This is a genomic window from Martinezella rhizogenes, from assembly GCF_007002745.1.
Classification (GTDB): domain Bacteria; phylum Pseudomonadota; class Alphaproteobacteria; order Rhizobiales; family Rhizobiaceae; genus Agrobacterium; species Agrobacterium cucumeris.
Genome location: NZ_SGNY01000003.1, coordinates 531054 through 541154, shown reverse-complemented (window position 1 = coordinate 541154; position 10101 = coordinate 531054). Strand labels below are relative to the sequence as shown.

Sequence of the window (10101 nt, the reverse complement as noted above, 5' to 3'; positions counted from 1 at the left end):
TGTTTCCTTGCCTGCGATTTAAGCCGTTTGGCGGCACCACCGTCATCCTTGCTACCCTGTCCGTCTCTTCCATTACTCCGGCCGGATCACGCCATGCGATCCAGCCGATATTGCCCCGACGTTAGGTGTTCAAACTTGTGCGAGGATGAAGGCGGCCTGTTCCGGAAGCCCGCGCCTTGTCTCCGCATCTGCCCACGCCGGGCCAAACCCGTTACTTGAAGAGCTGGAGGATATTTTCCGCGTTGGCATTGGCGATCGAAAGCGACTGGATGCCGAGCTGCTGCTGCGTCTGCAGCGCCTTCAGCCTGGTCGATTCCTCGTTCATATCCGCATCGACGAGGCGCCCAATACCCTTGTCGATCACGTCCATCAGGCTCGAAACGAAGTTTTCCTGCATATCGATGCGGCTCTGCAGCGAACCAAGGCTGGATGCCGCGCTGGTCATCGCTTCAAGCTGTCCGTCGACAAAGGACATCATCGCGTCCAGCACATCGGCTTCGGTATACCGCTCTCCGGTCATCGTTCCCATTTTCTGGGCGAGGTCGGTCAGCTTGTTGATGTCGAGCGTCGATACCGAGATGCCGAGTTTACGGGTGTCGGGATCGACTGCCGAGGAAATGTCGTAGTACCAGTTGGTGTTCGGCGATGTCGTCGTTGCGACCGGAGTGGTGCTGTCGGTGGTTGGCGCAGCGGCACTTGCCGGATCCGTAGAGGTAAGTTTTACCCAGACGTCGTCACCGATCTTCAAATATCCCTGGGTACTGCCAGCATTCGTATAAATGCCCGTTGACTTGAGACTGAAGCCGGCCAAAGCAGCGACTTCGCTATCCTTCAACGTAGCAACCACATAATTCTTGTCGGTCACTGTAGGAAGTGCGGGTAACGCGGGTGTGTCCGTCATGCGCATCGTCACCGACGTTTCGTTCTTGCGGAGGAAGCGGGCCTCGGTGTCGAGAATGCCGAATTTTCCACCGCTCAGATCGAACAGCACCGTGCTCGAATCAAGCGAATAATCGACCGTCGTTACGCCCACCGCGCCAGCAGCGGTGCGGGTAAACGAGGCAACGATCTTCTTGATGGTCGGCTCTTCGGCCGCCGGCGTCTTGCCATCGCCGATTTTCGCCTGGAGCCAGTTCTCACCGGAGAACGACGCCGATTCTGAAATGCTTTTCAGCTGATCCTGAAGCTGCTTGATTTCTTCCTGGATCTTCGTTCGGTTGCTGCCCACACCATAGGCGGCGACGAGCTTCGCCTTCAGCGACTTGACCGTTTCGATGGCGCTTTCAACGGCCTCGAAGGCGGTATCGACCTTGGCGGCTCCCAGACCCAGCGCATCCTGGACGGCCGAAAGCGCCGTGTTGTCCGAGCGCATGGTCGTGGAGATAGACCAATAGGCCGCGTTATCCGCCGCAGTCTCGACACGGTAACCGGAAGAGACACGCGCCTGCGTTGTCTCGAGGCTCTTGTCGATCATGCGCAAGGTTTGCAGCGCGGCCATTGCCGCCGCATTGGTCATAATGCTGGTCATGGGTTCCACCCAATTCAAAGTGTCAGAAGAAATCCGGCGCAGCGCCGAAAACGAGCAGGAGCATCATGCGCATCGGCGATGGTTGAAATGAGCCACCGCGACCTGCCGTTCGTTAACAAATCGTTAATTCGATAGGTACCAAACAACAACGCTGATTTGCAAGGCGTTCCTCGCTTCCCCAGTCGGTTTTGCGCAAAGCGGCAGGCTTCAGGCAAGGTCGGGCGAAAAGCGATCAAACAAAACCTTTGCGACCGCCATTTCGGCAGTCGCAAAGGATAATCATCCGGTGGTGATATTCAGGCCGCTTCGCCCTGGCGGGTCGCAACGAATCGGGCCGCCATCAGGCTTCTGCGCAGGAACTCGGTATTCTCATCCGGGTTTTCCGACGGGTTCTGAAACGAAACATGATTGATCTCGACCGCCGCATGTTCATTGGCGAGGATCAATTGTGCGTAGACCGTGGCACCCTTCGGTTTGATTTCGAGATCGAGAACGATCTCGGGGGCGCCTTCCCATTCGAGCTTGTATTCGCCGCCCGCACCAAAATTGATCGTGCCGGGATGATAATAAAGCTCAGCGGCGGAAGAGACGAGGTCGGCGATGCTGCCATAGCACTCGAATCGGAGCAGCGAAATCAGGTCTGCCGGGTCTAGCAATCGTAATTCGGTAGCGATCGGGTTGATCGCCTCTGCGACGATCATTTCCCGCTGTTCAGAATAGGCGGATTTTTTCATTGGTTTTATTGAACCCGTATTTTCGATGACTTCATGGCGTAAACCCGATGAACGAGCTCAGCCACAGCCTTATAAAAGGCTGGTGGAATCACACTATCGATCGAGACTTGCGCAAACATGGAGCGTGCGAGCGGTGGGTCTTCAAAAACTGGAATATTGTTTGCTTCCGCAATCTCGCGGATTTTCAATGCGATAAGGTCCTGGCCCTTGGCGACGACGACAGGCGCGTCACCTTCTTCGCGCACGTAACGCAGCGCCACCGCAAAGTGTGTCGGGTTGGCGATGACAAGTGTTGCGCGCGGCACATTGTTGATCATGCGGCGGCGGGCGCGATCGCGGGCGATCGAACGCTGGCGTGATTTGACCACGGGGTCGCCCTGCGATTGCTTGTACTCTTCCTTCACCTCGTGCTTCGTCATCTTCAACTGGCTGAACCAGTGGTGGCGCGTCCACAAGAGATCGACGGCGGCAAGCAATGCGGTCGAGAGCAGGATCACGACCATCATTTTTTTGACGATCTCGACGACCCTGACAAAAATCACCTGCGGATCGGAAAACATCAGGTCGATGAGGCTGTAGAAATCGCCGCGCAGCGACATGAACATGATGATCGAGACGATCAATATCTTGAACAGCGACTTGCCGAATTCGACGAAGCCCTGCTTGCTGTAAATACGCGTGAACCCCTTTGCCGGCGAGATGCGCGACCATTGCGGACGCACCCTCTCAAGCACTGGCGATGGCAGGTTCTGGAGAAACGACGACGCAAGGCCGAAGACGATGAACATGATCATGGCCGGCATGAGCAGATAGGCCATGGACGTGCCGAGGAAATAAAGCAACGACAGGGCATCCGGCCGGGTGCTCAAGTCCCATTGTTCGGGCTGACCGAACAGGTCTTTCAGCGTGACGCCAAGCCGGCCGGCGCCATCGGGCAAAAAGAAGACCAGATAACAGTAAAAGGCGAGCGACGAGGCAAAGATCGGCACTTCCCGAGAGAAGGGAAGATTGCCCTTCTCAGCCGCATCGCGGAGCTTTTTCTCCGTCGGGGCTTCTGTTTTACTGTCCTTGTCCTCATCGTCTGCCAAGGCACGTTCCCGGGATCAAAAAAAGGCCCGCCGATCCCGGCAGGCCGTCATCCCGAAACTAACGCCCGAGACCGGCCATCGCAATGGCCGGTTCTGTCCAAAGCGCGGGTTATCAACCGGCTTCCGCTCAAGCGGCGGCCGATTGTTCTTCCGCGCCGGCTTCCTTCAGCTGGATCTGGCCGGAATTGGCCAGACGGATCGCCTCCTGGGCGACCGCGCGGCGGGCAATCGCCACTTCGCGGGTGTTGACCGAGGCCTGCGGTACGGCGAGATCCGATTCGATCATGCGGCGCTGGCGCGGGCTGATGCTGGACAGCACACATTCCTTGATTTCCATCGTGGCGCCACGCAGCGCCATGGTCAGAACGTCGGCCGAAACATCGTTGAGCAGCATGACGCGGCTGCGCTGCGGCATGAACATGAGGTCGTCGAAGAGGAAGATCTTCGGCTTGACCTTGTTTGCGGCTTCCTTGCTGAGCGTCTCGAGCGAGCTGAGCAACGTATCGACCTGCGGCTTTTCCAGCTCGTTCATCAGATCGGCAACCTTCGTGGAGCCGCCCGCATTGCGTTCCGCTTCGATCTCGTTGATCAGATTGATCACACGCTTCTCGATGATCTGGGCAGCTGTCGGGCTCACTTCCTTCATGTTCACCGTGCGGTTCATGATATCGGCGCGCTGCTCTTCGGGAATGGTCAGGAGAACCTTGGCACCGAAGGACGAGGGCAGCATGGAGAGAATATAGGCGATGGTCTGGGGATGCTCGCGCAGCAGGAACTTGCCGACGAATTCCGGCTCCGCTTCCTGCAGGCGATCCCAGATCGAGGCCTCATAAGCCTGGAAGGCGGCACGGCGGCCAAGCAGGCTGTCCACCTCTTCAGGGGTCAGTCCTTCTTCGAGAATGCTTTCAATTGCCTTGGCATTGTCCATGAGACCCGTTCCTTCGGTGAACAGGTCTTCGAACTCCGCCACAATCTGCGCGAGTTCATCCGGGGGAATGACGCGCAGGGTCTGGGCCGAGGAAATGATCATCTGCAATTCGTGCTGCGTGAAAAACTTCAGCAGCTTGCCGGCGACGCCCTTGCCCATGGCAAGCAGCACCGCGGCCGCCTTGTCGGCCTGAGACAACGGCTTCCCTGCCAGGGGGTTACCGAAATCCTCGAAGTCCATCATGGTCTTTCCTCTCCGTCCCCACAGGGATCAGGCTTTTCTGGTACTCATTACTTCAATCAATTTTACGCCGAAGCGCGTATCGTCGTCTTCAAGTACCGTTATCTCACCGCGCGCAATACGGCGGCCATTCACCATGATCTCGACCGGCTCGCCAATCTTGCGGTCAAGCGCAATCGTCGCACCCTCTTCAAGGCTCATCAGCCCCGAAACCAGCATACGGCTGGTGCCGAGAACGATCTGGACATCGATCGGGATGTCCATGATCAGTTCCATGTTTTCGGACAATCCGCTGCCAAGCGGCGCCTTCACACCCGCGACCTGCGGGGCGGCAGCGAAATCATCCATTCCAAAATCGGCCGCTCCGCCACCGAAGGCAGAGAGGTCGGTGTCCGTGGAAGCATCATCCGTGCTTCCGAAATCGCCGAAGTCGCCAAAATCGGACAGCGAACCTTCTGCATCCGTCTTGAGGACGCCACGCAGATCGCCGATAGCCTGGTCGAGGTCGCCGGCATCTTCCAGCGACGGCAGCTCCGCATCATCGGTCACAGGTGTTTTCTTCGTAGCCATGCGCTGATTATTCCCTTTGAAACTTGCGTCAGCCTGCCCAGAGCCCCGAAAGGGCGGGCAGGATTTAACCCATCAGATGTCGCAAAATCTCGTCGTCCGTGCTGACATTGTTCTTCACCCGAACCATGTAGCGCTCACCGGACTTGCCGAATTCGCAATTATAGAGCTTGGAGCCGTTGGCGCTGACCTCGACGCCGATATCGTCCTGCTTCAGATCCTGAAACGGAATGACATCGCCGGCCACCAGTTTGGAAATCGTCCGCAAGGTCAGCGTTTCGAGCTTGATGCGCGCCTCGAGCGTTACCTGCGATCTCTTCACCTGCTGCGAGATCATCTCCATCCATTCCTCCTGCTTCTTCAGCGCCTGGGCCGAAGCCTTGGGTGCGACGATGGAGGTCTTGAGCAGTGGCCGCTGCGGCACGATGAGAGAAAACTCCGACGAAACCTTGCCGATATCGATCTTCATGCGGATGGTGACGCCGTAAAGACCGGCAATCATCTCGTCGAAGGCGCTTTTTCCATTGGCACTGAACGGCGGGTCGATTGTCGCCTCGAAACCGCCCGGCGCGTTGACGCCCGAACGCAGTACACCCGCGATGCGGCCGAGAACCATGGCCGCAAGGTCAAGCTCGATATGCGACAGGTTGCGCTCGTCAGGTTCGCCGATGGTGTCGGGTGCCGCACCCAGCATGCGTTCCATGAGTGCGATGACAAAGCCGTTGCCGACCGCCATCATGAAATTGGGGCACCAGTTGCGCAACGAACAATCGGCAACCGATACATTCTGACCGACATTGGCGATGAGATCGGTCATCAGCCCCGATTCGGAACCGATATATTCGACGTCGATCGCGATGCCGGTCTCGCTGTGAAAGATATCCGGCAGGAATTCGCTGTAGAGATGACCGATATCGGAGCCGATCCTGGCGATCGTCTTGCGGTCGGAAAGTCCTCCCGTCAGCTTCGCAAGCAGGCCGATGTCGATGGCGGGCGCTCTTTGCGCTGCAGCTTTTGCCATGGTCATGCCGCCTTGTTTTCGCCGCCGGGATTCATCATCTCCTGCTCGACGGCATCGATGGACGGCCGCTCGTAGTTGGAGATGGTCTTGCGGCCATATTCAAGCGCGACCTGCGGCACCGAGCCGTTCATATAGGCGATCAGCGTCTGCTTGACGATGATGTAGAGGCGGTGCTGCTTGGAGCGGACGATCTTGACCTGTGATGCCAGCGGGTTGCAGATCGAGTAGGACAGGATGATGCCGAGCATGGTGCCGACGAGTGCGGCGCCGATGAGGCCACCCAGCACTTCAGGCGATTCGTTGATCTTGCCCATGGCCTTGATGACGCCGAGAACCGCCGCGACGATACCGATGGCGGGGAAGGAATCGCCCATGGTGGTGATTGCGTGGTATGGCTTCAGCTTGTCGTAGAGGATGGTTTCGATTTCTTCATCCATCAACGCCTCGATTTCGTGGCTGCGGGCATTGCCGATGATGATGAGGCGAACATAGTCGCAGATGAACGAGGTCAGTTCCTTGTTCTTCAGAACCGAGGGCGCCGACTGGAAGATCGAGGATTCTTCCGGATTGTCGATATGCGCTTCGATCTCGTTGCGCGATTTCGTGCGCAGGTCGCGCATAAGCGAATAAAGCACGCCGAGCACGTCGAGATAGTTGCGCTCCTTCGGGACCGAGTGTTTGAAGGCCTCGCCGAGCGCCTTGCCCGAATCTTTCACGACCTTCATCGGGTTCGCCATGATGAAGCCGCCAAGCCCCGCTCCGCCGATAATCAACAGTTCGAACGGCTGAATGAGGACGTCCAGATGGCCGCCCATCGCCATGTAGCCGCCGATGATGCAGCCGAAGGTGATTATAAGTCCAATTACAATATTCATTGATCGACCACGCCCGAACAGTGTTCCATGCCGCCATCTCTAGAAAATGTGGCTTGCGTGAACCTGTCCGCTACGCCTCTTTCATGCTCCTCCGGCAACCAGTTTCGCACAAGCAAGCTACGGCAATATGCCGGCAAAGGCGGACGTGCGCCTTGAGATCGGGATCAAACGAGAGCGGCGGTTCAGTGACTTCCACCTACACCAGCTACAGACTGATCAGTCAGGACATCGGCAAGTCGCTTGAGCGCGTGTCGAAGCAGCCTGACGTGGCGCGCGAAACCGAATATTACCGCGCAAAAATCGGCGATGTGAAATCCATCGACGACTTCATGGCCGATACACGCCTTTATAATTACGCGCTGAAAGCCCACGGCCTTGAGGACATGGCCTATGCGAAAGCCTTCATCCGCAAGGTGCTGACGGAAGGTACCTCGGACAAGAATGCCTTCGCCAACAAGCTTTCCGACAATCGATACGCGGATCTGGCGAAATCGCTGAATTTTGCCGAGCTGGGAAAAGCTGCGACCACGACCGAGGCGGCACAATCGGGCACCATCGAGAAATATGCCCGCCAGACGCTGGAGCAGGCAGCCGGCGATGACAATAACGGCGTCCGGCTTGCCCTTTATTTCGAGCGCAAGGCGCCGACGATCAAATCAGGCATGGATTTCCTGGCCGATGACGCGCTCGCGCAGGTGTTCCGCACAGCCTTCAACCTGCCTGACGAATTTGCCGCGGCAAGTGTCGAGAAACAGGCCGCTCTCATCGAAAAATCAATCAAGATCAAGGATCTGCAGGATCCTGAAAAGGTCGGCAAGCTGCTGGAGCGTTTCACCATCATGTGGGAAATGCAAAACCCCTCAACGACCTACGACCCCCTGGCCGTTTTCGGCTCCTCCAGCGGCTACGGCATTTCCCCGGACCTGCTGATTTCCATCAACTCCCTGAAACTCGGAGGCAAATGATATGCAATCCGGACTATATGTCGCCCTGTCCTCGCAGATCGCGCTGGAGCGCCGTCTCACCACCATTTCCGATAATATGGCGAATGTGAACACGGTCGGCTTCCGCGGCTCCGAAGTGAAATTCGACGAAATGGTCGCCAAGAACCACAATGACATGAATGCCAAGGTGGCCTTTGTTTCACAGGGCAACGACTATCTCTCCACCCGCCAGGGCGCTTTCGAGCAGACCGGCAATTCCTTCGACTTTGCCATCAAGGGCGATGCCTGGTTCTCGATGGAAACGCCTGATGGCCAGATTCTCAGCCGCGACGGTCGTTTCACCATGCGCCCGGACGGCGCGCTGATCTCGTCGAACGGTTATCCCGTCCTTGACGCGGGTGGTGGCCCCATCCAGCTCAATCCGAATGGCGGACCGATCACCGTCGGCCTCGACGGTGCCATCAGGCAGAACGAGAATATCGTCGCCACGCTCGGCATCTTCAGGGCGGATTTCTCGCAAGGTTTCCTGCGCCATCCCAATAGCGGCGTGAAGCCCGTGGCCCAGCCGACACCGGTTGTCAACGATCACGAGGTCGGCGTCGTTCAGGGCTATCTCGAACAGTCGAACGTCAACGGCATTTCCCAGATGACGCAGCTCATTCAGGTCAACCGGGCCTTTGAGAGCATTTCCTCGCTGATGCGCGATACCGAATCCACCTTCGGCGAAGGCATCAAGACGCTTGGCGGCGCGCGTTAAGGAACTGAGCAATGACAATGCCGGAAACCATGCTCTCGGCTGAGGCTATTTCACCGAAGCTTGCCCAGCTGGCGAGCCTCGCCGGGCACTATGCCGATCCGGAGTTTTCGGTGGCGCCGGGCGGCCATGTCCGCACCATCGCCGCCGGACACTATACGGTTTCCGGTCTGTCGCGGCATGTGAGGCTCGGCGAATTCGTCGCGCATCGCAGCACGACTGGCATCCATCTCGGCGAAGTCGTGCGCGTGGAGCCGGATATCTGCTATGTCTGCCCCATCGAACCCGGTGAACCGATCGGCATCCACGACACCGTCATCCGCAAGGGCGCTTTCCGCGTCGCGCCTGACGACAGCTGGTGCGGGCGAACCATCAATGCACTTGGCGAACCTATCGACGGCCAGGGGCCGCTTTCCTCGGGTACAGAGCGCCGGTCGATCTCCAACAACGCGCCGCCATCCATGACGCGCAAGCGTGTGGAGACGCCTTTCAAGACCGGCGTGCGGGCAATCGATATTTTCTCTCCCTTGTGCCTCGGCCAGCGCCTCGGCATTTTCGCCGGTTCGGGCGTCGGCAAATCCACGCTGCTGTCGATGCTCGCCAAGGCCGACGCTTTCGACAAAGTGGTCATTGCGCTGGTCGGCGAACGCGGACGCGAAGTGCGCGAATTCATCGAAGATACGATGGGCGAGAATATGAGCAAGTCCATCGCTGTCGTTGCGACGAGCGACGAAAGCCCGATGCTGCGCAAGATGGCGCCGCTTTCCGCCGTCACCATTGCCGAGCACTTCCGCGACAAGGGCGACAACGTCCTTCTCATCATCGACAGCGTCACCCGTTTTGCCCATGCGATCCGCGAAGTGGCGGTTGCCTCCGGCGAGCCGCCGGTGGCGCGCGGTTATCCGGCCTCGGTCTTTACCGAACTGCCGCGCCTTCTGGAACGGGCGGGACCGGGTGCCGAAGGCACCGGCACCATCACCGCCATCGTCTCCATTCTGGTCGACGGCGACAACCACAATGATCCGATCGCCGATTCGACCCGCGGTATTCTCGACGGCCATATCGTGCTGGATCGTAGCCTTGCCGAAGAAGGCCGTTATCCGCCGATCAATCCCCTCGCCTCTATCTCGCGTCTTGCCAAGAAGGCATGGACGCCGGATCAGGAAAAACTGGTCTCGCGCCTGAAGGCCCTGGTGCATCGCTTCGAGGAAACGCGGGATCTACGGCTCATCGGCGGTTACCGGCCCGGCACCGATCCCGATCTCGACATGGCGGTAAAGCAGGTGCCGATCATCTACGAAACGCTGAAACAGCTTCCGAACGAACCGGCGGCGCAGGACGCCTATGCTGATCTCGCGACGGCGCTGCGTGGCGGAGTGCAGAACAATCAGCCGCAGGTAAACCCGAGAATGAGAGGCTGAC

At 58.2% G+C, this 10101-nt stretch carries 10 protein-coding genes; 3 read left to right on the top strand and 7 right to left on the bottom strand.

Annotation, left to right across the window (positions count from 1 at the left end):
* Positions 1-211: 211 nt before the first annotated feature.
* From EXN68_RS12800 to motA, 7 genes are all read right to left on the bottom strand, one after another.
* Entirely contained in the window at positions 212-1528 is a 1317-nt protein-coding gene (locus EXN68_RS12800; protein WP_142841136.1) for a flagellin N-terminal helical domain-containing protein, read from the bottom strand.
* A 296-nt stretch (positions 1529-1824) separates the two neighbouring features.
* The gene (locus EXN68_RS12790; RefSeq protein ID WP_142841134.1) at positions 1825-2262 is read right to left on the bottom strand and encodes a hypothetical protein; all 438 of its coding nucleotides are present in this window, start codon (positions 2260-2262) and stop codon (positions 1825-1827) included.
* Positions 2263-2267: 5 nt separating this feature from the next.
* Positions 2268-3350, bottom strand: a complete 1083-nt coding sequence (gene flhB, locus EXN68_RS12785) for a flagellar biosynthesis protein FlhB (protein WP_142841133.1) — start codon at positions 3348-3350, stop codon at positions 2268-2270.
* Between the two features lie 127 nt (positions 3351-3477).
* Positions 3478-4521, bottom strand: a complete 1044-nt coding sequence (fliG, locus tag EXN68_RS12780; RefSeq protein ID WP_046800589.1) for a flagellar motor switch protein FliG — start codon at positions 4519-4521, stop codon at positions 3478-3480.
* Between the two features lie 27 nt (positions 4522-4548).
* Entirely contained in the window at positions 4549-5088 is a 540-nt protein-coding gene (fliN, locus tag EXN68_RS12775) for a flagellar motor switch protein FliN (protein WP_142841131.1), read from the bottom strand.
* A gap of 64 nt (positions 5089-5152) precedes the next feature.
* The gene (locus tag EXN68_RS12770) at positions 5153-6112 is read right to left on the bottom strand and encodes a FliM/FliN family flagellar motor switch protein (RefSeq protein ID WP_161991320.1); all 960 of its coding nucleotides are present in this window, start codon (positions 6110-6112) and stop codon (positions 5153-5155) included.
* Positions 6109-6981, bottom strand: a complete 873-nt coding sequence (motA, locus tag EXN68_RS12765) for a flagellar motor stator protein MotA (RefSeq protein ID WP_046800586.1) — start codon at positions 6979-6981, stop codon at positions 6109-6111. The genes EXN68_RS12770 and motA overlap by 4 nt, the downstream gene beginning before the upstream one ends.
* A 185-nt stretch (positions 6982-7166) precedes the next feature.
* Between motA and EXN68_RS12760 the strand changes: the two genes are divergently transcribed.
* Genes EXN68_RS12760 through fliI form a run of 3 tightly spaced genes read left to right on the top strand, consistent with a single transcriptional unit; the run spans position 7167 to position 10100 of the window.
* Positions 7167-7946 (top strand): DUF1217 domain-containing protein, encoded by a 780-nt coding sequence (locus EXN68_RS12760; RefSeq protein WP_142841320.1) that lies wholly within the window; start codon positions 7167-7169, stop codon positions 7944-7946.
* Position 7947: 1 nt separating this feature from the next.
* Positions 7948-8682, top strand: coding sequence for a flagellar basal-body rod protein FlgF (flgF, locus tag EXN68_RS12755; RefSeq protein ID WP_142841128.1), 735 nt, complete (start codon positions 7948-7950; stop codon positions 8680-8682).
* Between the two features lie 11 nt (positions 8683-8693).
* A complete protein-coding gene (fliI, locus tag EXN68_RS12750) occupies positions 8694-10100 on the top strand; it encodes a flagellar protein export ATPase FliI (RefSeq protein WP_142841126.1) in 1407 nt (468 codons plus the stop codon).
* Position 10101: the final 1 nt, after the last annotated feature.

Bases quoted from the DNA above. Each gene is read 5' to 3' on its own strand.
- EXN68_RS12800 (WP_142841136.1), bottom strand. From the start codon at position 1,528: ATGACCAGCATTATGACCAATGCGGCGGCAATGGCCGCGCTGCAAACC.
- fliG (WP_046800589.1), bottom strand. From the start codon at position 4,521: ATGATGGACTTCGAGGATTTCGGTAACCCCCTGGCAGGGAAGCCGTTG.
- EXN68_RS12790 (WP_142841134.1), bottom strand. From the start codon at position 2,262: ATGAAAAAATCCGCCTATTCTGAACAGCGGGAAATGATCGTCGCAGAG.
- motA (WP_046800586.1), bottom strand. From the start codon at position 6,981: ATGAATATTGTAATTGGACTTATAATCACCTTCGGCTGCATCATCGGC.
- fliI (WP_142841126.1), top strand. From the start codon at position 8,694: ATGACAATGCCGGAAACCATGCTCTCGGCTGAGGCTATTTCACCGAAG.
- fliN (WP_142841131.1), bottom strand. From the start codon at position 5,088: ATGGCTACGAAGAAAACACCTGTGACCGATGATGCGGAGCTGCCGTCG.
- flgF (WP_142841128.1), top strand. From the start codon at position 7,948: ATGCAATCCGGACTATATGTCGCCCTGTCCTCGCAGATCGCGCTGGAG.
- EXN68_RS12770 (WP_161991320.1), bottom strand. From the start codon at position 6,112: ATGACCATGGCAAAAGCTGCAGCGCAAAGAGCGCCCGCCATCGACATC.